Below are 23,567 nucleotides of genomic sequence, written 5' to 3'. Positions count from 1 at the left end.
CGGGAAACGCCGCTGCGGGGCGCCCGATCAGGATCAGACGATCGCGGCCAGCGCCGCGGCCAGATCGTTCTTGACGAACGGTTTGGTCAGGCGGGGCAAGGCCGGATCGATGTTGCCCTCGTCCGAATAGCCCGAGATCAGCAGCGTCTTCGCCTGCGGGTGGCGCGCCTTGACGCGGCGAATGAACTCGGTGCCGGTGATGCCCGGCATGATCTGGTCCGATACGATCACATCGGGGGTCGCGCCCCCTTCGATTGCCGCCAGGGCTTCTTCCGCAGAGGCACAGGTGTGGACGCAAAAGCCCAGATCGGCGAGCATTTGCGCCGTCGCCTCACGCACCACCGCCTCGTCATCGACCAGCAGAACCGTACCACCGGAGACGGGGGTGGTCGCGGACTGGCTCGGAGGTGTCGCCGGGCGGTCCGCGGAATGCTCCGGCAGCCACAGGCCGATCCGCGTGCCTTTTCCCGGAGCGCTGTCGATCGTCAATGCCCCGCCCAGCTGCGCGGCTAGGCCGTGCGCCATCGACAGGCCGAGCCCAGTGCCTCGGCCGACGCCCTTCGTCGAGAAGAAAGGCTCGATCGCGCGCCGCTGCGTCTCTGCGTCCATACCCGCCCCGGTATCGGCGACCCGCAAGCGGACATATCGCCCGGCCGGCAGCGGCGCGCTCCCGTCGTCGTCGAGCACGACGCCATCGGCCGAAATATGGAGCAGCCCCCCATCGGGCATGGCATCTCGCGCGTTCACGCTCAGGTTCAACAATGCCATCTCGAGCTGATTGGGATCGGCCAGCGCGCAGCCGATATCCGGCGCCGACTCCACCACCACGCGGATCGACGGCCCGATCGTGCCCGAGATCAGCGCGGCCATTCCCTGTGCCAGCGCCCCCACATCGACGACCTGTAACTGAAGCGGTTGACGGCGGGCAAAAGTCAAAAGGCGTTGGACCAGGGTCCTGGCACGCTCCGCGGACTGCAAGGCGCCCGCGACGAGCCGCGCATCGCGCGCGTCGTCGAGCGGCTTGTGATGCAGCCGATCGAGGGCGCCCATGATCGGAGTCAGCAGATTGTTGAAGTCATGCGCCACGCCGCCCGTCAGCTGGCCGATCGCCTCCATCTTCTGGATGTGGTGCAACGCTTCCTGCACCGCCTGCAATTCGCGCGTTCGCGCCTCGACCCGCTGTTCCAGGCTGGCGTTCAGCTGGCGCAGGTCCTGTTCGGCGGCGATGCGTTCGATGACCAGGCGAATGCGTTCGGCGACCTCCTCCATGAAAGAGATTTCGTCCAACCGCCAACGCCGTGGGCGCCGGTCGTTCAGATAGACGATCGTTCGCAGCCGGCCATGACGTACGAACGGGACGACCAGGATCGCACGCGTCTCGACCTCGCGAGCGGTTTCCCGGGTAAGCGACTCCTTGCTCAGCGCATTGTCGAACAAGTCGTCGATCGCGATCGTCCGACCGACGTTGAGCGCCGCGACGATCTTCGGGCCGAAGGCGGCGGCCGGGAATTGTCCGATCAGCGGCTCGACGGTGCCGTCGGTCCAGCAGACACTGTAGTCGAACGCATCCGCATCGGGGTCGAGATCGCCGAACCCGGCGCGGACGACGTCGAAATGGGCGCCGAGCAGTGCGGCAATGTCGTGGAGCGCCGCGTCCGCATTCTGACCGCGCAATATGTCGGCGATGGTGACGCGCAGCGTCGCCCGCGCCTCCCGGCGGGCGGCACGGCGGTAAATGCGCTCCACCTGCACGGCGCCGAGCGATACCAGCAGGATGACGATCGTCAGACAGCTGATGCCAACTGCCAGATAGGCCTGGCCGATGCTCGTCCTGCCCGCCGCGCTGTCGATTTCGGCCGCCATGGTGAAGATCGCGGCGTGCATGCCGGCGTAGTGCATCCCGGCGATCGCAAACCCCATTACGATCGCGGCGAGAACGCGCCGAGCGATACGTTGTTCGCGGGAAGCCAGCCAGGTCGCAGCGATCGCCGCCAACAGGGCGATAACGACCGAAATCCACACCCACAGCGGATCGTAGCGCAAAGTCGCGGGCATTCGCATCGCCGCCATGCCCATATAGTGCATGGCGATCGCACCGCTGCCGATCAGCACGCCGGCGCCGATGATCCTCCGCCAAGTGACGTCCTGCCAGTTCACCGCCGCAAAGCCCGCAGCGGTGAAAGCGATGGCGACCGCCAGCGACGCCAGCGTCAGGCCGACGTCGTAGGTCATCGGCATGCCCGGCATGACGAACGCCAGCATCGCCACGAAATGCATCGACCAGATGCCGCCGCCCAGTGCAATCGCTGCGGCGGACACCCAGATCGTCCGCGCCCGCCCGCGCGAGGCGCGAACGCGGCTCGCCAAGCTGAGCGCCGTGAAGGCAGCCAGGATCGCAACAGCGATCGACAGCGTTACGAGAACGCTGTCGTGCGTGCCATTGACGATCACCGCTGGCACGATCGCGCTCTCCCCCCAGATCTAACGTCCGACTGCTAGGCAGGCCGCCGCTTCCGTGTCAATTAACGGCCATCAATCCCAGGTTTCATCGGTACGCCGACAGGCGTGGGTGTGAAGGTCAGCGCGGAGACGCTTCTCGCTTGCCGTCGACCCGACGCGCGACGCCCCACGGGTTGGCATCGGTGACAGCTGGCGGCAACAGCTCGTCGCGCAGGTTCTGGAAACAGACCGGGCGCAGATACCGCTCGATCGCCGCGGTGCCGACGCTGGTCGAGCGTCCGTCGCTGGTCGCGGGGAACGGTCCGCCGTGCACCATCGCCGGGGCGACTTCGACGCCGGTCGGCCAGCCGTTCGCCAGCACGCGACCCGCGCGACGCGCCGCGACCGGAATGACCTGCGCGGCAGCGGCCGTATCGGCGTCGTCCATTTGCAAGGTTATGGTCAGCTGACCTTCGACCGCGCCGAGCACGCGGACCAGTTCCGCCATGTCACGGCACCGCACGACGACCGACGACGAGCCGAACACTTCATGTCCCAGCGCGGCGTCGGCGAGGAACGCTTCGCCGCTCGTCTCGAACAGCGCGCCAACCGCCTGGTTGACGCCATCGCCGACACAGCCGCGCGCCACGGTCCGCACCGCCGTGTGCGATGCCAGCGCATTCACCCCGGACTCGAAGCTGGCATGAATACCCGGCGTCAGCATCGTTGCCGGCTGACTCGTCTGCAGCGCTTCTCCTGCCGCCGACACGAATGCGTCCAGGTCCGGCGATTCGACGGCGAGGACCAGGCCCGGGTTGGTGCAGAACTGCCCCGCCCCCATCGTCAGCGACTGGATGAAACCTTCCGCCAGCGCGGCCCCCCGCGCCGCGAGCGCAGCAGGAAAGATCACGACCGGATTGATGCTCGACATCTCGGCATAGACCGGAATCGGCTCGCGGCGGGCATTGGCAATGGCGACAAGGGCAAGGCCGCCGCCACGTGATCCGGTAAAACCGACCGCGCGGATGTACGGATCGGCGACAAGCGCGCTGCCCAGGGCATTGGTTTCGCCCGGGAGATAGGAAAAGACACCTGCCGGCAGACTGCATCTGACGATCGCGGCGCGGATCGCGCGCGCAACGAGTTCGCCGGTGCCCGGATGCGCCGGGTGGCCCTTGACGACGACCGGGCAACCGGCCGCCAGCGCGGATGCGGTGTCGCCGCCCGCGACCGAGAATGCGAGCGGGAAGTTCGACGCCCCGAACACCGCGACCGGGCCAATCGGCAGGTTCACGCGGCGCAGGTCTGGACGCGGCAAGGGCGCGCGCTCCGGCATCGCCGGGTCGATCGTCGCATCGAGATAGTCCCCTCGACGGACCACATCAGCGAACAGGCGCAACTGGCCGACCGTCCGCCCGCGCTCGCCCTCCAGGCGCGCACGCGGCAGGCCGCTTTCCTGCATCGCGCGTTCAATTAGTACGTCACCAACCGCAAGGATTTCCTCGGCGATCGCTTCGAGGAACGCCGCGCGATCCTCCAGCGCCAACGCGGCATAGGCAGGAAAGGCAGCTTCGGCGAGCGCGCACGCTTCGGCAGCGTCCTCGGCCGTAGCCGACGAAAAATCACCGGCAATGGTCTGGCCAGTGCTCGGGTCGATTGCCTGAAATCGCGCAGGTGCCTGACGTTCCTCGGCCCCGATCAGCATGCTTCCGTCGATCACGCCCAAACCTCCAAAATCCTGGTGAGCGCGCTTTAGCGGGCGCTGTGATCGGCTGTCCAGTAATAGGTCTGAGTTATTGAACTACAGCGTCACGCCGCGCTTCCAGATCCCGATGGCGCGCTCGTCGTTCAATTCGTTGCGAGTCGGCGTTCCGCTGGAGATCGCGAGAATGGCATCGAGCAGCGCTGCAGCACCCGCTTCGATCCCCTGATCGAGCACGATGCTCGCATCGAAATCGATCCAATTGGCCTTTTGCCGCGCGAGCGCGGCATTCGACGCGATCTTGACCGTCGGCACCGGGCTGCCGAGTGGCGTCCCCCGCCCGGTCGAAAACAATGTGATGGTCGCTCCTGCCGCGGCGAGCGCGGTGGTCGACACCGCATCGTTGCCCGGCGCCTCCAGGATCGTAAGCCCGTCCTGAGTCACCCGCGCGCCATAGTCGATGACGTCGCTGACCGTCGCCAGCCCGCCCTTCTGCACCGCACCGAGCGACTTTTCCTCCAGCGTCGTGATGCCGCCAGCGACGTTACCGGGACTTGGATTCTCGGACACCGGCTCGCCATGGTCGAGGAAATAGCGTTTGAAGCGGTTCACGACCGTAGTCAGCCGATCAAACACCGCCTCCGTCTCGGCCCGCTGCAACAACAGCCCTTCCGCGCCAAACATCTCCGGGATTTCGGTGAGAATGGCCGTGCCGCCAGCCTGGGTGACAGCGTCCGCCATCCGCCCGATCAGTGGATTGGCGGTCAGACCGCTCATCGCGTCCGACCCGCCGCATTTCACGCCCAGCCGAAGCGCGGACAGGGGCACCTCGGTGCGCACATCGGTCGCCATGGCCTCAATCAGCCGTTCGATGGCCGCCATTCCGGCTGCGAATTCATCGGCCTCCGCTTGTGCCCGGACCGCCACCAACCGATCGCGCCGTTCGTCCGGAATGCGCGCAAGCATGGCGTCGAGCTGGTTCGACTCGCAGCCCAGCCCCAGTACGAGCACGCCGCCGGCGTTCGGATTCTGCGCCAGCGCTGCAAGAATCGCCGCCGTCCCCTCCAAATCGGCACCGAGCTGCGAACAGCCGAACGGATGATTGAAGGCGTGTACGCCATCGATCCGTCCCGCCGCCTTTGAAGCCGCGGCCGCCGCCAGCCGCTCGCCCAAGCGACCGACGCAGCCGACGGTCGGCAGAATCCACAGCTCGTTGCGGGTGCCGACGCTTCGGTCTGCCCGGCGATATCCGCGGAACGTTCTGCCGGCATAAGCATCGGACAAGCGCCGCGCAGCTGGCCCGATAAAGCGATAGTCGAGTTCGCCCGACAATCCCGTGCGCACGTTCTGACTATGGACGTGTTCGCCGGCTACGATCGCGCGTGTCGCAAGACCGATCGGCGCGCGGTAGCGGTGGACCGGCGCCCCCGCAGCGATCGCGTGGAGCGCGAACTTGTGCCCGATAGGAATGTCATCGCACAGTCTGATCTCGACGTCTTCGACCCGCACGACCTCCCCCGCGCGCAACGCCTCGAGCGCGACCGCAACATCGTCCTCCACCGCCACGCGCATAGTGCGTGGCCGATCCGTCACATCGTCCATTCGCGCGAAATACGTCATTGCCACCGTTGGCACAAGTCGATACCCCGCCCGGCGAAGGAGAGTTGACGTGCGCCCGCTGACCCTGAATCCCGATCGCCTGCTGCCCGCCGACCCGACCACCCGCGGGATCGCACGCGACCTCTATGCCAGCGTCGCGGGCCTGCCGATCATCAGCCCGCACGGCCACACAGACCCCGCCTGGTTCGCCAGCAACGCTCCGTGGAGCAACGCGACCGAACTGTTGCTGGCGCCCGATCACTACCTCTACCGGATGCTCTATTCGCAGGGTGTATCGCTCGACGCACTATGCGTACCGCACAAAGGGGGCGTGCCCGCGACCGATCCGCGTGCGGCTTGGGCGACCTTTGCCGCGCACTACCACCTGTTCCGCGGGACCCCGTCGCGGATGTGGCTCGACCATGCTTTCGCGACGGTGTTCGACATCGACGTCGCGCTGGAGCCGGCGAGCGCGGACCTCTATTTCGATAGGATTAGCCAAGCGCTGGCGACGCCGGCCTTCCGCCCGCGCGCACTGTTCGACCGGTTCGGGATCGAGTTGCTGGCGACCACCGAGGGTGCTGACGACCCGCTCGAGCATCACGCCGCCATTCGCCGATCCGGCTGGCGGGGGCGCGTCGTCACCACCTATCGCCCAGACTCCGTGATCGATGCCGAGCATGAAGCCTTTCGCCCGGCGCTTGCCCGCTTCGCCGAACTGACCGGTGAAGACGTCGAAAGCTGGTCGGGCTATCTCGCCGCGCACCGCAAACGCCGCGCCGATTTCCGGGCCGCGGGCGCCACTGCCACCGATCATGGCTTCGCGACCGCACAGACCGCGAACCTGTCCGCCGGAGAGTGCGAGGCGCTGTTCGCGCGGATCATGGCCGGCACCGCCGATACGGCCGACGCCGAACTCTTCCGCGCGCAGATGCTGACCGAAATGGCGAAGATGAGCGTGGAGGACGGCATGACGATGCAGATCCACCCCGGAGCCTATCGCAATCATAACGCCGGCCTGTTCGCGACCCATGGCCGCGACAAGGGCGCCGACATTCCGTCGCGCACCGACTATGTCCGCGCGCTCAAGCCCATGCTCGACGTCGTCGGGACCGAACGCGACCTGACGATCATCCTGTTCACGCTGGACGAAAGCACCTACGCCCGCGAACTCGCACCGCTGGCAGGGCATTATCCCTGCCTGAAGCTCGGTCCGGCGTGGTGGTTCCACGATAGCCCGGAAGGAATGCGACGCTTCCGCGAGATGACGACGGAGACGGCCGGCTTCTACAACACCGTCGGCTTCAACGACGACACGCGTGCCTTCCTGTCGATCCCGGCCCGACACGATGTCGCGCGGCGGATCGATTGCGGCTTCCTCGCCCGGCTGGTCGCCGAGCACCGATTGGAAGATTGGGAAGCGGCCGACCTCGCCTATGAGCTGACCAACGGCCTCGTCAGAAAGGCTTACGGTCTGGAGACGCCTGCATGAAGCGGCTCTCGAACGCGACGCTCGCGGCAGTTGCGGCGGGCGTCGGCGTACCGTCCTATGATCGTGCCGCGACTAAAGCAGGTGTCGTCCACCTGGGCCCCGGCGCCTTTCACCGCGCACATCAGGCTGCGGCGTTCGACACGCTGCTCGCGCATGATCCGCGGTGGGGCATCACCGGCGTCAGCCTCCATTCGACATCGGTCGCCGATGCGCTCAACCCGCAGCACGGGCTGTATACGCTGGCCCTGCTTGACGAAGCAATCTCCTACCGGGTCATCGGGTCGATCAAGCGCGTGCTGACCGCCCACGACGGCACCGCCGTGCTCGCGACGTTGGCGGACGCGGACACGCGGATCATCAGCCTGACGGTAACAGAAAAGGGATATTGCCTCTCCGGCGACGGTACGCTGGATATGGATCACGCCGGCATCGTTCGTGATCTGTCGGGTGACATGCCGACGACCGCGATCGGCTGGATCGTCGCGGGTCTTGCGAAACGCAAACACCTGAGGCTGCCCGGCGTGACGGTGCTGTCCTGCGACAATCTGGCGAGCAATGGCCGCAAGCTCGGCGCCGCCGTCCGCTTGTTCGCCGAAGCGCGCGATGCCGACCTGGCGCGCTGGATCGAGGACAACGTGCGCTTCCCCAATGCGATGGTCGATTCGATCACGCCCGCGACCGACGATGCGCTGCGCGCGCGGGTGGCAAGCGCTATCGAAGTGGAGGACAGCTGGCCGATCCAGCGCGAAGGCTTCACCCAATGGGTGATCGAGGATGATTTCGCGGGCGAGCGCCCCGAACTCGACCGGGCCGGCGTGACCTTTACCAACGACGTCCATGGCTATGAAGCGGCCAAGCTGCGGCTGCTCAACGGCCCGCATTCGACCCTTGCCTACCTCGGCCTCGGCCTCGGCCTGGGCCATGCCAGCGTCGCGGCGGCGATGGCCGATCCGAAGCTCGCGGCGTTCATCGAAAGGCTGATGCGCGAGGACATCGCACCGTCGCTCACCCCGCCGGCGGGGTTCGATATCGATGCCTATATCACCGCGATCCTCAAGCGCTTCGCCAACCCGGCTATCGAGCACAAGCTGTCGCAGATCGCCTGGGACGGATCGCAGAAGCTGCCGTATCGCATCCTCGACACGATCCGTGACGCGCTGACGGCGGGGCGTCCGATCGATCGGCTGGCGGTGCCGATTGCGGCGTGGCTACGCTTCATCGCGCGCGCCGCGGCGACGGGCGAGCGCATTACCGACCCGTTGGCCGATCGCCTGCTGGCGGCGGGCGGCGACTGGCGCGCGATCCTGGTGATGCGGGAGATTTTCGGCAGCTTGTCGAGCGACCCACGTTTCCTCGTCCCGGTCGAACGCGCCCATGCGGCGCTGGCCGACCCCGATGACTATTGAGGCGCCGGCCCGCTCGATTCACCTTCGATCAGGGTCAAGGTGGCCGCAAGGCACGTCCGACCCGGCTCGCCCTCGATGATATCGAGCAGCCGCGTCGTCGCCGATCCCGCCATTTCCGCCAGCGGCCGGTGGACGGAGGTCAGGGCCGGCGTCAGCATCCGCGCCAGCATGCTACCGTCGAAACCGACGACCGACAGGTCGCCGGGCACCGCAATGCCCCGGGCTGCCGCCGCCTTCAGCACCGCTGCGGCCATCACGTCGTTGGCGGCGAAGATCGCGGTGGGGCGGGGGTTGGCGCCAAGCAGGACTTCGGCCGCGACATATCCGGCGTCGAAGCCATAGTCGCCGGCCGCCTCCACGACGCTCATACCATCAGCGGCGGCAAGGAACCCTGCCCGCCGCTCTTGCGCCGACTGCGCATCGAGCGGGCCGTTCACCAGCCCCACTCGGGCGTGCCCGAGACCGCGTAGATAGCGCGCGACCTCCGCCGCGGCGCTGCGCTCGTCCGAAACCAGCATGTCCGCAAACCCCGTCATGCCGACCGCCGCAAGCGCGACCGCAGGGATGCCGACCGCGGCCAGCTCCTCCGCCAGGCCCGGCACGCCCGACACGGGCGCCATCACCACCAGCCCATCGACGCGCGATCGCGCGGTGAAATCGAGAATATCGGCGACCACATCGGCACCATCGGCCGGCGCCGGATGCACGACCAGTTCATAGCCGCGTGCCGACGCGGCCTCCACCACTCCGCGCTGCAGTGTGTCGAGCACCAGCGCGTTGCGATCGTTATGCAGCAACGCGATCAGATAGGATCGTCCGGTGGCCAGCCCGCGTGCCCGCGCGCTGCGCCGAAAGCCGAGGGCGGCGATCGTCGCCTCAACCCGCTCGCGCGTCTCGCCATTCACCTTGGGCGAGCGATTGAGCACACGCGAGACGGTGCGGATCGACACGCCGGCCGAGGCCGCGACGTCGCGAATGGTCGAGCCATGGGCGGTGCGGGAGGACATTGTGCTCCGTGCTACCGCGTCGAACCCGAGCGTCAAGCCGCCGCTTTTGCCGCCGCTCGATACCGGTGCAACAGCGGCTCGGTATAGCCGTTCGGCTGATCGAGCCCGTCGAACACCAAAGCCTTTGCCGCGCGCATAGCGATGCCATCGCCACCAGTCAGCGGGCGGTAGGCGGGATCGCCCGCATTCTGGGCGTCGACCTTTGCTGCCATCCGTTCGAACGCGTCCAGCACCGCGTCGCGGGTGACGACGCCGTGAAGTAGCCAGTTGGCGATATGCTGTGACGAGATCCGAAGCGTCGCGCGGTCCTCCATCAGGCCGACGTCGTGGATGTCGGGCACCTTCGAACAGCCGACGCCCTGATCGATCCAGCGGACGACATAGCCGAGCAGACCCTGAACATTATTGTCGAGCTCCGCCGCGACCTCCTCCACGCTCCAGTTCTGGCCGGCGGCGAGGGGGATCGACAGCAGGCGGTCGAGCGACGCAATCGGCTCACTCACCCGCGCACGCTGACGTTCGGTGACGTCGACCTGGTGGTAATGCGTCGCGTGAAGCGTCGCTGCGGTCGGGCTGGGGACCCAGGCGGTCGTCGCTCCACTCATCGGGTGTGCGATCTTCTGCGCCAGCATGTCCGCCATCCGGTCGGGGGCCGCCCACATGCCCTTCCCGATCTGGCCCTTGCCGGCGAGCCCGCACGCAAGGCCGATCTGGACGTTGCGATCCTCATACGCCGCGATCCAGTCCGCGCCCTTCATGTCGCCCTTGCGCAGCATCGCGCCGGCCAGCATCGACGTGTGCAGCTCGTCGCCCGTGCGGTCGAGGAAGCCGGTGTTGATGAAGACGATGCGGTCGCGCACGGCGTGGATGCAGGCGGCGAGATTGGCCGAGGTGCGGCGTTCCTCGTCCATCACGCCGACCTTGATCGTATGGCGCGGAAGGTCGAGCAGGTCCTCGACCTCGTCGAACAGGCGGTTGGTGAAGGCGGCCTCGTCGGGACCATGCATCTTGGGCTTCACGATGTAGATCGCCCCGACGCGACTGTTCGCTTGGGCCGCGCGCAGGTCGTGGAGCGCGATCAGGCTGGTGACGATCGCATCGAGGATACCCTCCGGCGCCTCGCTGCCGTCGGCCAGGCGAACCGCCGGCGTGGTCATCAAATGGCCGACGTTGCGCACGAACATAAGGCTGCGGCCGGACAAGACGATCTCGCTGCCGTCGGGGGCGGTGTAATGCCGGTCCCCGGCCAAGCGCCGCGTCTCCTGGCGACCGCCCTTGTCGAACGTCGCGGTCAGGTCGCCGCGCATGAGGCCCAGCCAGTTGCGGTAGGCGGCGACCTTGTCCTCGGCATCGACCGCCGCGACCGAGTCCTCCAGGTCGGCGATCGTGCTGAGCGCTGATTCCAAGATGACGTCGGCCAGCCCTGCGGGATCGTCGCGACCGATCGGATGCGTGTGATCGATGACGAGCTCGATGTGCAGGCCGTGGTGCCGCAGAAGGAGGGTGTCGCCCGCGCGGCCGACCAATTGCGTCGGGTCTATGAGGTCGGGTGTGCCGCCGGTCCAGTCGGCCCACGATCCGCTGGCCAACGGAACGCTGCGGTCGAGGAACGCCTTTGCCCAGGCGATGACCTTGGCGCCTCGTGCCGGATCATAGCCGCCGCCCGCCGGCGTGGGGTCGATCGCGTCAGTGCCGTAGAGCGCGTCGTACAGGCTGCCCCACCGCGCATTGGCGGCATTGAGCAGGAAGCGGGCGTTGAGGATGGGGACGACCAGTTGCGGCCCGGCGAGCGTTGCGACGTCGGCGTCGACCGCACCGGGGGAGACGGTGAAGGGCGCCGGCGCATCGACCAGATAGCCGATCTCGCGCAGGAAGGCGTGATAGGCTGCCGGGTCGATCGGCGCACCGGCCGACGCGCGGTGCCAGTCGTCGATGGCCGCCTGCATGCGGTCGCGCGTCGCGAGCAGGGCGCGATTGTCCGGCGTGAAGCGGACGACGATGTCCGCCATCCCCGCCCAGAAGCGCTCCGGGGCGACGCCCGTGCCCGGCAGCGCTTCGTCCGCGAGGAATGCCGCCAGCGGGTCGGCGATCATCAGACCTGCGCAGTCGCGGTAGCCGTCCATCAATCTTCTCCTTCCTTACCTAAATAGACCGCGCGACATTGGTGCGGTAGAGGCGAAGATGTTCAAACAGTTTTTCTCTTGGGGAACGAATGGATCTGGATTATGCGCTGTTTGCGGTCGTCGTCGAAAGCGGCAGCCTGTCCGCTGCGGCGCGCGCACTCAGGATTTCGCCGGCGATGGTGTCGAAGCGGCTGGCCCGTCTCGAATCCCGACTGGGCGTCCGACTGGTCCACCGAACGACCCGCCGCCTGGCGCTGACCGAAGCGGGTCAGCGGTTCTACGACGATGTCGCCGCCATCCTCGTTGCGGTCCGCGACGCCGAAGCACGGCTGACCGGCATTCGCGACATGCCCAGCGGCCCCTTGCGGGTTTCGGCCCCGACCTCCTTCGGCCGCCTCCACATCGCGCCCTATCTCGGCCGCTTTCTGGCGCAGCATCCGGCCGTGCACCTTCACCTCGACCTGACCGACACCGCGGTCGACCTGTTTGCCGGACGGATCGACCTGGCGATACGGATCACCGCCCAGGTCCCGGCCAGCATCGTCGCCCACCGGCTGGGCGCGAACCGCCGCTTGCTGTGCGCGAGCCCGGAGTATCTCGCCGCGCATGGCACGCCGGGCAGCGTCGGCGACCTGAGCCGCCACCGCCTGCTTGCGGCCGACGGCCAGTCGCCCTGGCGCCTCGCAAGCGGACGTCAGCGGCGCGCGGTCGACGTTAGGAGCGTCGTCGGCACCAATTCCAGCGAACTGGTCCGCGAACTCGCGCTGAGCGGCGTCGGCATCGCGCTCCGGTCGCTATGGGACGTCGGCGAGGCATTGGCCGACGGTCGGCTCGTTCGCGTGCTGCCAGACTGGTCCGGTCCCGACGACCTGGCGATCTATGCGCTGCATCCGCGCGCGCCGTCGGTGCCCGCGGCAGTCACGGCGTTCATCGCCTTTCTTCGCGAGACGCTCGACCCGCCGCCCTGGGGCACGGCCTGAGCTTGCCCCCTGTCCCCCGCCGCGTCAGACTAATCGGCGGAGGGGCAAAGCGTGACCACGACCGAGATTTTCCTGATCGCGATCCTCGTGATCTTCACCCTGCCCTATCTGGTCTGGCGCGTCGGCCGCACCGACTATTGGGCGCCGCTGGTCGTCGTGCAGATCCTGTGCGGCATCCTGCTCGGCCCGGGCGTGCTCGGCGCGGCCTTCCCCGCCGCATACGCCCACGTCTTCTCACCACCGATCATCGCGGCGCTGAACGGGATCGCCTGGTGGGCGGTCATGCTGTTCGTCTGGGTCGCCGGCATCGAACTCGACCTGCATCAGGCCTGGGCGAACCGCCGCGAGACCGGTATTACCGCGGGCCTTGCCCTTGGCGCGCCGTTGCTTGCCGGAGCCGCGGCGGCAGCAATCATGTTACGCTGGCCCGGCTGGGTCGGACCGACCGCGCAGGGCTGGCAGGCGATCCTCGGCATCGGCATGGCCTGCGCGGTCACCGCATTGCCGATCCTGATCCTGCTGATGGAAAAGCTCCGCCTGCTGCGCGAACCGCTTGGCCAACGTATCCTGCGCTATGCGAGCGCCGACGACATCGCGATCTGGGGCGTGCTCGCGCTCATTCTGCTCGATTGGGACCGGATCGGCCGCCAGCTGGGCTTCCTGATCGTCTTCGCCATTGCCGCCGTCCTGATCCGGATGCTGATGCGCCGGCTCGCCAGGGCCGACCGCTGGTATGTCGGGATCATCTGGCTCGCCGCCTGCGGCTTGGGCGCCGACTGGTCGGGACTGCACTATATGGTCGGCGCGTTCCTGTCGGGCGCCGTCCTCGACGCGGAGTGGTTCGAGCTGGAGGCGATGGACAGTTTTCGCGGTACGATCCTGCTCGTCGCCATGCCGGTATTCTTCCTGTCGACCGGACTGAAGACGAGCTGGGAGGCCGGGGGCGCGATCGTCTTCGCCGCCGCCGGGCTGCTGCTGGTGGCCAGCGTCGGCGGCAAGCTGGCCGGCGTGCACCTGGCCGGGCGCATCCTGAAATGGCCGCGGCGCGAGACGCATGTCATCGGCTGGCTGCTCCAGACGAAGGCGCTGATCATGATCATCTTCGCGAACATCCTGCTCGACAAGGCGATCATCACGTCGGCGACCTTCACCGCGCTGCTGTTGATGGCGGTGGCGAGCACGATGCTGACGACGCCCGTGGTGACGCCGCTGTTGAAGCGGTTGCGGGGGTAGGATCAGTTGAGCCCCTCCCCTTCAGGGGAGGGGTTGGGGTGGGGCCTGTCCGCGAGCTCCAGTCTCTATGAGACGTCCCCCACCCCCAACCTCTCCCCTGAAGGGCAGGCCTTTGAGTGCGCGGCGCTTGTCCGCCCGCCCCCACGCCGCCATAGTCCGCCCCACTCCACGGGGGGCGTTCGCACATGACGGTCAGGCTTTCGGTTTCGCTCATCGCGCTCGCCCTCGCGACGCCGGCACCCGCGCAAGACCGAGCGGCTGCCACGACATCGACCGATGCGCCGCTTCTGCGCGTCGAGGCTGTCCAAGCGACCGGCAAGATCCTGGTCACGCTGCCCCGCCCCGATGCCGACGGGGTCGCCGGCCGGTATCTCTACACCCCCGTCCTGCGCTCCGGCCTGGGCGCTGCGCCGACGTCGCTCGACCGCGGCCGGATCGGCGAGACGCAGCTGATCGCTTTCCGCCGGATCGGCAAGAAGGTCGCGGCCCAGTATGAAAACCCACGTTTTCGCGTGCCCAACCGGCCGGACGCCCGGTCGCCCGATTTCGCGAGCTCGATCGTCTGGATGGGGGAGATCGACCGCATCAATCCCGACGGAACGATCACGATCGACATCGCCCCGTTCCTCGCCAGCGACACGCTCGGCATTGCCGCGTCGCTGGGGCAGGAGGGCGGCAGCCTGGGCGGCGGCGCGGCGCAGGGGGCGGGTCGCGGGTTCCGCCTCGATCCCGGCCTGTCCGCGGCCGACCCGACATCGGTGAAGGTGTTTCCGAAGAACGTCGAGATCGACTCGCTTCAGACCTTCGCCTCCGACACGCCGGGCGCGGAGGTCAGCAACATCGCGCCCGAACCGCGCCGCGTGACGCTAGGTGTCCATCACAGCTTCATGGCGTTACCCGAACCCGGCTATGTCCCGCGCCGCGCCGATCCGCGCGTGACCGGCTTCTCGACTCAGGCCGTCGATTACGGCGTACCACTGGGCGAGGACGTGGTGTTCGACCTCGCCAATCGCTTCCGTCTGGAAAAGACCGACCCCGGCGCCGCCCGGTCGCGAGTGAGGCGGCCGATCATCTGGTATGTCGACCCCGCCGCGCCGGAGCCGATCCGTACCGCCCTGATCGAAGGCGCCAACTGGTGGAAGGCGGGGTTCGAGGCCGCCGGCTATATCGACGCGTTCGACGTCCGCGTGCTTCCGCCAGACGCCGATCCGCTCGACGCACGCTACAGCATCATCGGTTGGGTCGATCGCGCGACGCGTGGCTGGGCCTATGGCCAGCAGGTGACCGACCCGCGGACCGGGGAAATCCTGCGCGGCATGGTCGTGCTCGGTTCCGAACGCGCGCGGCAGGATATCCAGATCTTCCAGGGGCTGGTCGATGCCAGCCTGACCGGCACCGGCGGCCCGAACGATCCCGCCCGGGTCGCCATCGCCCGCCTGCGCCAGCTCGCCGCGCACGAAGTCGGCCATTCAATCGGCTTTGCACATAATTTCGCCGCCAGTACGCAGGGCCGCGCATCGGTAATGGACTATCCGCCGCCGCGCATCGGGCTGGTGGACGGCAAACCCGACCTGTCGGATGCCTATGGTACCGGACTGGGTGCCTGGGACATGGCGACGGTCGACTGGCTGTACGGCGACGACGCGACCGCCGCTGCCAAGGCCGACGCGATCGCGGCCAAGGGCTGGCGATTCGTCCCTGACGACAATGCCCGCCGCGCCGACACCGCCCAGCCCTGGGGCGGGCTGTGGGACGACGGCAGCGATCCCGTCGCCGAACTCGATCGCTTGATGACCGTCCGCCGCGTGGCGATCGCGCAGTTCGGCGAGCGCAATCTGCTGCCCAGCGAACCGGTGTCGACGCTTCGGCGCCGGTTCGTGCCGATCTATCTGCTGCATCGCTATCAGCTGGTCGCCGCGGCCAAGTCGATCGGCGGGGTCGATTTCGCCTATACCGTGAAGGGCGACCCGCGCGGCGCGCCAAGAGCCGTGCCGGCCGCGACGCAGCGCGCAGCGATCGCCGCCGTGCTGCGGACGATCAGCCCCGAGGCGCTCCGCCTGCCGCCGGCACTTCCGCTGCTGCTGTCGGCGCCGCGCAACGGCACCGCCAACCGGCAATTCGATATCGAGCTGTTCGACACCGCCGGTGGCCCGGTCTTCGATCCGCTGGTCGCGGCCGACACCGCGACGCAGCTGACGCTGGGCACACTGATGGCGCCGAGCCGGCTACAGCGGCTGGAGGTCCAGCGTGCGATCGACCCGACGATGCCCGGCGTTACCGCGCTGCTCGACGCGGTCGAGGACGCGACGCTGAAGAGCTTCAGCGATCCGCTCGCCCGCCGCATCGCGACGCGAACGGTCATCGCCCTGGCGCAGGCCGCCCGAAATGAGGCGACGCCGCCGGAAGCCGCCGCGCTGCTGGGCGACCGCGTCACCCGTATCGCCACCCGTCTGTCGAAGGTCGCGTCCGCGGGCGACGAGGGCGCCTGGGCCGCGGGCCTGTCGCGCCAGCTGCTCGATCCCCAGACGCTGGCGACGCTCATCGCCGAACGCCCGCGCACGCCCGACGTGCCCCCGGGCGATCCGATCGGCGATACGGACTGGATGGGGCCGGTCGGTCGGTAGCCAATAACTCGAGTGCTCCCGCGAAGGCGGGAGCCCAGGGCGGCAAACGTATTCGCTCTCGGCTCTGGGCTCCCGCCTTCGCGGGAGCACGGGGTGCCCGTCGAGGTTGCACCAACCCAAATCAGCCGCGTGGTGTTTTACAAACCCAATACGCCCGCTACACTCTGCCGCGACTCGGGGGAGATTTGCACGTGCTGGAACTGACGTCGGTAAGCCATGTCTATGGCAATGGCACGCGCGCGCTGGATGATGTCACGCTGACCATTCCGAAGGGCATGTTCGGCCTGCTCGGTCCCAATGGCGCGGGCAAGTCGACGCTGATGCGGACGATTGCGACGCTCCAGACGCCGACGTCGGGCCGGATCACCTTCGGCGACATCGACATCATCGCCCAGCCGGAGCGGTTGCGCGAGCGGCTCGGCTATCTGCCGCAGGATTTCGGCGTCTACCCGCGGGTCTCCGCCTACGACATGCTCGATCATATGGCGGTGCTGAAGGGCATCGCGTCGGCGACGGAGCGCAAGGACACGGTCGAGACGCTGCTGAACCAGGTCAACCTCTGGACCGTCCGCAAGAAGGCGATCGCGGGTTTTTCGGGCGGCATGCGCCAGCGCTTCGGCATCGCCCAAGCGCTGATCGGCAACCCCGAGCTCATCATCGTCGACGAACCGACCGCCGGCCTCGACCCCGAAGAGCGCAATCGTTTCCTCAACCTGCTGGCGGAGATCGGCGAGAATGTGGTCGTCATCCTGTCGACGCACATCGTCGAGGACGTGGCCGACCTGTGCCCGCGCATGGCGGTGCTGGCCGGCGGTCGCATCCAGCTGGAAGGCGCGCCGCTCGATCTGATCCAGCGCTCGCGCGGCACCGTCTGGGCGAAGACGATCGCACGCGACGAGTTGGACGCGTATCGGACCCGCTACGAAGTCATCTCGACCCGCCTCTTCGCCGGGCGCACGATCGTCCACGTCCTGTCGGACGGTGACCCCGGCGACGGCTTCACCCTCGTCGATGGCGGGCTGGAGGACGTGTATTTCTCCACGCTTGCCCATTCGCGGCGCACGCCCATCGCCAACGCTGCCTGAGGGGCCGGTCCATGTTCGGCAAGATCGCGGCCTTCGAGCTTCGCTACCAGCTGCGCAACCCGGTGTTCTGGGTCGTGTCCATCCTGTTCTTCCTGCTGACCTTCGGTGCGGCGACGGTCGAGCAGATCCAGATCGGCGCGGGCGGCAATATCCACAAGAACGCGCCCGTCGCGATCGTGCAGACGCACCTGATCCTGTCGCTGTTCTTCATGTTCGTGACGACCGCGTTCGTCGCCAATGTGATCGTGCGCGACGACGACAGCGGGTTCGGGCCGATGGTGCGATCGACCCGCGTCAGCAAGTTCGACTATCTGATGGCGCGCTTCCTGGGGGCGTTCCTGGCCGCCGCCACCGCGTTCCTGGTCGTGCCGCTGGCGATGTGGCTCGGCTCGTTCATGCCGTGGGTCGATGCCGAGACGCTGGGACCGAATAGGCTCGGCGCCTATGCCTTCGCCTATTTCGTCATCGCCCTGCCCAACCTGTTCGTCACCTCGGCGCTGTTCTTCGCGGTCGCCACGATGACGCGGTCGATGATGTACAGCTATCTCGGCGTCGTCGTGCTGCTGGTGTTGTGGGTCGTCGCCAACACCTTCATCCGGTCGAAGCCGGAGCTGCGCGACACCGCGGGCTGGTTCGAGCCCTTCGGCGCGGCGGCCATCGCCAATGTCGTCCGCTACTGGACCGCGGCGGAATCGAATACCGCGTCGCCGACGCTGACCTCGATGCTGATCGGCAACCGGCTGCTCTGGATCGCGATCGGTTTTGGCGCGCTCGCGGTCGCCTATGTCCGGTTCACCTTCTCCGAACGCGGCGTATCCAAGCGCAAGCTGCGCAAACAGGCGAAGCGGGAGGCCAAGCTCGCCGCGACGCCTCCGAGCATCGTCGCCGCCCTGCCCGCGCCCCGTCCCGCCGCCGCCGGCTGGGCGCGCTTCGCAGCGCGTACCGCGTTCGAGATGCGGCTGGTGTTCCGCAGCCCGGCGTTCATCGTCCTGCTGATCGTCGGCCTGTTCAACGCCGTCGGCGGCCTGATGTTTGCCAACGAGATCTATGGCACGCAGGCGCGCCCCCTGACCTTCCTGCTGATCCAGACACTGCAGGGCGCGTTCAGCCTGATCCCGCTGATCATCGCGATCTATTATTCGGGCGAGCTCGTCTGGCGTGATCGCGAACGCAAGATGCACGAGATCGTCGATGCAACGTCGTTGCCGAACTGGGCCTATATGCTGCCCAAGACGCTGGCGGTGACGGGGGTGCTCTTCGCGACGATCGCGGTGTCGGTCGTCGCCGCCATCCTGATCCAGCTGTCGCGCGGCCAGACCGAGATCGCGCTTGGGCAGTATGTCGCCTGGTATCTGCTGCCGCTCGGCGTCGACATGGCGATCCTCGCGGTGCTGGCGGTGTTCGTCCAGGCTTTGAGCCCGAACAAATACGTCGGCTGGGGGATCATGACGGTCTACCTCGTCGCGACGATCACGCTGACCAACGTCGGGTTCGAACATCCGCTGTACAATTACGGCGCGACCGGGCGGCAGCAGCTGTCGGACATGAACGGCGCGCAAGTGGGTGGGCCGCTCGGCTGGTGGCTGCGGCTCTACTGGGGGGCGTTTGCGGTCGCGCTGGCGACCATCGCGCACCTGCTGTGGCGGCGGGGCACCGAAACCAAGCTGATGCCGCGCCTGAAGCGCCTGCCCCGCCGCCTGGCGCGCCCGGCAGGGGCGATCCTGGGCGTGTCGCTCGCCGTGTTCGCCGTCACCGGCGGCTGGCTATTCTGGAACATGAACGTTCTGAACCCGTATCGCACCAGCGACGCCCGGGAAGCGCGGCTGGCGGCGTATGAGAAGAAATATCTCCGCTACGAAACGCTGCGTCAGCCGTCGCTGACCGACATCACGCTGGCGGTGCAGCTCTATCCGACCCGGCGTCGGGCGGAAACGCGCGGCACGTACCGCTTCGTCAACGACACCGGCGCGCCGCTCGCCGACCTGCACTTGCGACTGATGAACGACCTGACCCGACTGACCGAGGTGTCGATTCCCGGCGCGCGGCTGGTGTCGAACGATGCCGACGATCAGTATCGCATCTACCGGTTCGATTCTCCGCTGGCCCCGGGGGCGACCGGCTCGATCGCCTTCGTGACAGAGCGTCAGCAAAAAGGGCTCCGCGCGAATCAGGACGACACGCAGGTGGTGGCGAACGGCACCTTCCTGAACAACTTCGCCATCGCGCCGCAGATCGGCATGGACCGCGGCAACCTGCTCACCGACCGCGTCACGCGCCGCAAATACGGCCTGACGCCCGAATTGCGCCCGGCCAAGCTCGAGAACCTGTCCGCCACCCGCCGCAACTATGTCGGCAACATCAGCTGGGTGCGCTCCGACATTACCGTCACCACCGACGCCGGGCAGACGCCGATCGCGCCGGGTCGCAAGGTGTCGGACAGCGTCGCGAACGGCCGCCGCACCGCGCATTTCGTATCGGGCGCGCCGATCCTTGCCTTCTTCTCGGTCCAGTCGGCCGATTATGCGGAGAAGTCGCTGGATGCCGACGGCGTCAAGCTGACGGTCTTCCACGACCCTAAGCATGGCTACAATGTCGACCGCATGCTGTCGGCGATGCGCGATTCACTGGCCTATTACCGCCGCGCGTTCGGGCCGTATCAGTTCGACTATGCCCGCATCCTCGAATTCCCGGGCTATGCGACCTTCGCGCAGGCCTTCGCCGGCACCGTCCCCTACTCCGAGCGCATCGGCTTCGTTGCGGACACCCGCGATCCGGACGCGATCGATTATGTCGGCTATGTCACTGCGCACGAGCTTGCGCATCAATATTGGGCGCACCAGCTGATCTCCGCCGACATGCAGGGCGGTACGTTGCTGGTCGAGACGATGGCCCAATATGGTGCGCTGATGATGATGAAGCACACCCACGGCGAGGACAAGATCCGCCGATTCCTGAAGTACGAGCTCGACAACTACCTGCGCAGCCGCGGCGGCGAAAAGCTCGAGGAACTGCCGCTCAACCGCGTCGAGAACCAGCCCTACATCCACTACCGCAAGGGCGCGCTGGTCATGTACCTGCTTCAGGACCGGCTGGGCGAGGACCGCGTGAACGCGATGTTGCGCCAGTTGCTTGACCGCTATCGCTTCAAGGGCGCGCCCTATGCCCGCTCGACCGACCTGGTCGACGGCTTCCTGGGGATCGCCCGCACGCCGGCCGAACGCGAACTGGTGCTCGACCTGCTGACGCGCATCACGATCTACGACCTGAAAGCGACCGACGCGAAGGTTCGCACGCTGCCCGACGGGCGGTTCGAAACGACGCTGACCGTTGATGCGGCGAAATATTACGCCGATGGCACCGGCAAGGACCGCGCCGCGCCGCTGGACGACCAGATCAACGTCGGCCTGTTCGGCGCCCGCCCCGGCCTGGGCGCCTTCGCAGCGAAGGACGTCGTTTCGGTCGAGCGTCGCCAGGTGCGATCGGGCAAGCAGCAGATCCGCCTCGTCTCGCTCCGCCGGCCGGCATTCGCGGGCATCGACCCGTACAATTTCTATATCGACCGCAATGGCGACGACAATGTCGTTCCGGTCAGCTGATCGACCGGTTGCGTGGGGCGCCCGGCTTCGCTAGGGCGCCCACGCGTCGGGGAGTGGCGCAGTCTGGTAGCGCGCCTGCTTTGGGAGCAGGATGTCGCAGGTTCGAATCCTGTCTCCCCGACCAACTCACGCTAAGACTTTGATTTCACGTCGCCAACCCGGCGATCGGGAACCGTTGTACCCACGGTTGTACCCCTCGCTGTACCCATCGGGGGCCATGACGTGGGATTGCCGAACCTGAAACTGCGCGGCGGCAGCTATCATTGGCGGCGCAAGATCATGGTGGCGGGCCGGCCGCTACCGCTCTCGATTTCGTTACGCACGGGGAATTTTTACCGCGCGCGCCTTATATCTGACCGACTGAGCGTCGCAGTCGAGGGTTTGCGCATGGCCTATGGTCAGTTCAGCGGCATGAGCCGCGACCAGCTGAAGCAGGTGTTCGGCGACGCCCTGCGATGGCAGTTGCAGCGGATCGAACAGGATCAGACTGGCAGCCTGGCGGACGCGGGCGATCATGCCACCGCCAACTCGCTTCATGCCGAGGCATGGGAGTTCCTCGCCCGCGGCGGTGTCGCGGCACACTGGACGCTCGACGAACATCAGCGCCTCGTTGCGAACGGCTGGAGCCCCGCGCAGGCCAAGACCGTCGCGAACATCGTCTTCGACCTTCAGAACGGCGGCGCCATCTCCGGTGAACAGGTGGGAGCTTATACCACGGCCTTCGGATTCCCCGTCACGGCGGACAATGTCGGCCGCGTTCAACGCCTGATCTGCAAGGCCAAGGCTGCGGCGTGCCGCGAGGCGACGGCGCGGCTTTCCTGGCGCGAGGACGAAAGCGAGGCGTGGATCGACGAGGCGCTCGGCGACGACACCCCCTTTGCTTTCGAACGATCCGGGTTCACCGCCGTGCCAGAGGTCATTACGCCTGTCCCGCCTGCCCCGGCCGTGGAAGACGAACCGACGTCGCCGCTAACGATCCGTCCGAAGAAGGATCTGGTCGAAGCCAGCGAGGAAGCGATCGCCGAGCACCAGAAGGCCGGCGACTGGGACACCGATACGGTCAAGCAGGTGCGAACCGCGATCCGTCTGTTCGATTTCGCCTGCGGCACCGGCATCATGATCGAAGACCTTGAGCAATCCCACGTCCGGGCCTTCACCAAGCTGTGTGCCGCCCTGCCAAACCGCTGGGGCCGAACCCGCGAGGAGCGCGCCGGTGGCTTCGAGGCCAGCCTTGCCCGTGCCGCGACGCTGCCTGCGTCCGAAGTCGGCCTCGGCCAGGTGACCATCAACAAGCACCTGACGTGGGTGACGTCGGTCCTCGACCATGCCGCAGGCGAGGATGGCGATGAAGCGGGGCATCGCCCTGCGATCCCGCTTCTTTTCAAGACGGCGCGAAAGGGTGCGGGCAAGGGCCCGCGCAAGGACCGCAAGCGCAAGCGTGACAAGCGGGCCAACTGGACGAAGGCCGAGGTCGCGCGTCTGCTGTCCGCGCCGATCTGGACGGGCACCAAGGGCATCGATCATCGCCTGACGCCCGGAACCGAGATCATCCATGACGCTTGGTACTGGTTGCCGCTCATGCTGCCGCTCTATGGCGGCCGCAGTTCCGAACTCGCAGGGCTGGGCTTGGCCGAGGTGCACGAGCAGGAGCCGGTCCCCTATTTCGTCATCGACTACACCGAGGATCGCCCGCTGAAGAACGTCCAGTCGATCCGCAAGCTACCGATCCATCCCGAACTGATCCGGCTCGGCTTCATCGACTATATCGGCGAACTGCGCCGCGCCGGCTGCACGATGCTCTTCCCCGAGATGGTTTCGGCCGACTCGTCCAGTTTCGCGAGCACCTTCTACAAGGCGATCTTCATCAAGCTGCGGCGCTGGGCGTTCCCCGAGGGCACCGAATGGCGTCGCCGCATCGGCGGCGCATGGAAAGACAAGGACGTTCACAGCTACCGCGGACTTGCCACCACCATGCTGAAAGGCCGCGTCAGCGACAGCCTGCGCTGCGACATCTTCGGTCACGAAGGCGAAACCGAAACCGCCAGCACCTACGACGATGAGGCAGATTTGGAGTTAAAGCTCGGCGCTCTGATGCTGCTGGCACCCCTGACTGCCCATATCCAGACCCATCTGCCGATCAGAATCAGGCCATTGGATCGGCTTCGTCACGGCGCATCATGGCGGCGACCACGTTTGAAGACCACGAAGTCGGCAAGCGCGAAGGGAGCGGCTTTAATCGCGAAAGTGTAGGACCGTCCCTGGCCGACTCACTCCCTCAGCC

13 protein-coding genes and 1 tRNA gene are annotated in these 23,567 nt (G+C 67.1%); 9 read left to right on the top strand and 5 right to left on the bottom strand.

Annotated features, from left to right (window positions below):
- Positions 1-33 precede the first annotated feature (33 nt).
- The 3 genes from JW805_07140 to JW805_07130 all read right to left on the bottom strand — a co-directional run bounded on the left by JW805_07140 (position 34) and on the right by JW805_07130 (position 5,701).
- Positions 34-2,460 (bottom strand): response regulator, encoded by a 2,427-nt coding sequence (locus tag JW805_07140; GenBank protein MBN2971788.1) that lies wholly within the window; start codon positions 2,458-2,460, stop codon positions 34-36.
- 118 nt (positions 2,461-2,578) lie between these two features.
- On the bottom strand, positions 2,579-4,144 hold the full coding sequence (locus JW805_07135; GenBank protein ID MBN2971787.1) for an aldehyde dehydrogenase (NADP(+)): 1,566 nt from the start codon (positions 4,142-4,144) through the stop codon (positions 2,579-2,581).
- Positions 4,145-4,240: 96 nt separating this feature from the next.
- Entirely contained in the window at positions 4,241-5,701 is a 1,461-nt protein-coding gene (locus JW805_07130; GenBank protein ID MBN2971786.1) for an altronate dehydratase, read from the bottom strand.
- On the opposite strand from JW805_07130, the gene uxaC reads away from it, so the two are divergent.
- Positions 5,610-7,232, top strand: a complete 1,623-nt coding sequence (gene uxaC, locus JW805_07125) for a glucuronate isomerase (GenBank protein MBN2971785.1) — start codon at positions 5,610-5,612, stop codon at positions 7,230-7,232. The genes JW805_07130 and uxaC overlap by 92 nt on opposite strands.
- On the top strand, positions 7,229-8,638 hold the full coding sequence (locus JW805_07120) for a mannitol dehydrogenase family protein (GenBank protein MBN2971784.1): 1,410 nt from the start codon (positions 7,229-7,231) through the stop codon (positions 8,636-8,638). The genes uxaC and JW805_07120 overlap by 4 nt, the downstream gene beginning before the upstream one ends.
- Here JW805_07120 and JW805_07115 read toward each other — a convergent pair.
- Positions 8,632-9,645 carry a LacI family DNA-binding transcriptional regulator gene (locus JW805_07115; GenBank protein ID MBN2971783.1) on the bottom strand — a complete coding sequence of 338 codons (1,014 nt, stop codon included), beginning with the start codon at positions 9,643-9,645 and terminating at the stop codon, positions 8,632-8,634. The two genes, JW805_07120 and JW805_07115, sit on opposite strands and share 7 nt — an antisense overlap.
- A 32-nt stretch (positions 9,646-9,677) precedes the next feature.
- On the bottom strand, positions 9,678-11,768 hold the full coding sequence (locus JW805_07110; GenBank protein MBN2971782.1) for a malate synthase G: 2,091 nt from the start codon (positions 11,766-11,768) through the stop codon (positions 9,678-9,680).
- 89 nt (positions 11,769-11,857) lie between these two features.
- Between JW805_07110 and JW805_07105 the strand changes: the two genes are divergently transcribed.
- The 7 genes from JW805_07105 to JW805_07075 all read left to right on the top strand — a co-directional run bounded on the left by JW805_07105 (position 11,858) and on the right by JW805_07075 (position 23,536).
- Positions 11,858-12,748 carry a LysR family transcriptional regulator gene (locus JW805_07105; GenBank protein ID MBN2971781.1) on the top strand — a complete coding sequence of 297 codons (891 nt, stop codon included), beginning with the start codon at positions 11,858-11,860 and terminating at the stop codon, positions 12,746-12,748.
- Between the two features lie 51 nt (positions 12,749-12,799).
- Entirely contained in the window at positions 12,800-13,981 is a 1,182-nt protein-coding gene (locus tag JW805_07100) for a cation:proton antiporter (protein ID MBN2971780.1), read from the top strand.
- 185 nt (positions 13,982-14,166) lie between these two features.
- Positions 14,167-16,605, top strand: coding sequence for a zinc-dependent metalloprotease (locus tag JW805_07095; protein ID MBN2971779.1), 2,439 nt, complete (start codon positions 14,167-14,169; stop codon positions 16,603-16,605).
- 191 nt (positions 16,606-16,796) lie between these two features.
- On the top strand, positions 16,797-17,690 hold the full coding sequence (locus JW805_07090) for an ABC transporter ATP-binding protein (GenBank protein ID MBN2971778.1): 894 nt from the start codon (positions 16,797-16,799) through the stop codon (positions 17,688-17,690).
- A gap of 11 nt (positions 17,691-17,701) precedes the next feature.
- Entirely contained in the window at positions 17,702-21,286 is a 3,585-nt protein-coding gene (locus JW805_07085; GenBank protein ID MBN2971777.1) for a hypothetical protein, read from the top strand.
- Between the two features lie 47 nt (positions 21,287-21,333).
- A tRNA-Pro gene (locus JW805_07080) sits at positions 21,334-21,410 on the top strand.
- Between the two features lie 98 nt (positions 21,411-21,508).
- On the top strand, positions 21,509-23,536 hold the full coding sequence (locus tag JW805_07075) for a hypothetical protein (GenBank protein ID MBN2971776.1): 2,028 nt from the start codon (positions 21,509-21,511) through the stop codon (positions 23,534-23,536).
- The last annotated feature ends 31 nt before the right edge of the window (positions 23,537-23,567 follow it).

This window comes from Roseomonas aeriglobus, assembly GCA_016937575.1.
In the GTDB taxonomy this organism is placed as follows: Bacteria; Pseudomonadota; Alphaproteobacteria; order Sphingomonadales; family Sphingomonadaceae; genus Sphingomonas; species Sphingomonas aerigloba.
This window is presented reverse-complemented; position numbering and strand designations above follow the sequence as displayed.

Excerpts from the sequence above, each read along its gene's own strand:
- JW805_07135 (MBN2971787.1), bottom strand. The coding sequence starts at position 4,144 with ATGCTGATCGGGGCCGAGGAACGTCAGGCACCTGCGCGATTTCAGGCA.
- uxaC (MBN2971785.1), top strand. The coding sequence starts at position 5,610 with ATGTCATCGCACAGTCTGATCTCGACGTCTTCGACCCGCACGACCTCC.
- JW805_07120 (MBN2971784.1), top strand. The coding sequence starts at position 7,229 with ATGAAGCGGCTCTCGAACGCGACGCTCGCGGCAGTTGCGGCGGGCGTC.
- JW805_07115 (MBN2971783.1), bottom strand. The coding sequence starts at position 9,645 with ATGTCCTCCCGCACCGCCCATGGCTCGACCATTCGCGACGTCGCGGCC.
- JW805_07110 (MBN2971782.1), bottom strand. The coding sequence starts at position 11,768 with ATGGACGGCTACCGCGACTGCGCAGGTCTGATGATCGCCGACCCGCTG.
- JW805_07105 (MBN2971781.1), top strand. The coding sequence starts at position 11,858 with ATGGATCTGGATTATGCGCTGTTTGCGGTCGTCGTCGAAAGCGGCAGC.
- JW805_07095 (MBN2971779.1), top strand. The coding sequence starts at position 14,167 with ATGACGGTCAGGCTTTCGGTTTCGCTCATCGCGCTCGCCCTCGCGACG.
- JW805_07085 (MBN2971777.1), top strand. The coding sequence starts at position 17,702 with ATGTTCGGCAAGATCGCGGCCTTCGAGCTTCGCTACCAGCTGCGCAAC.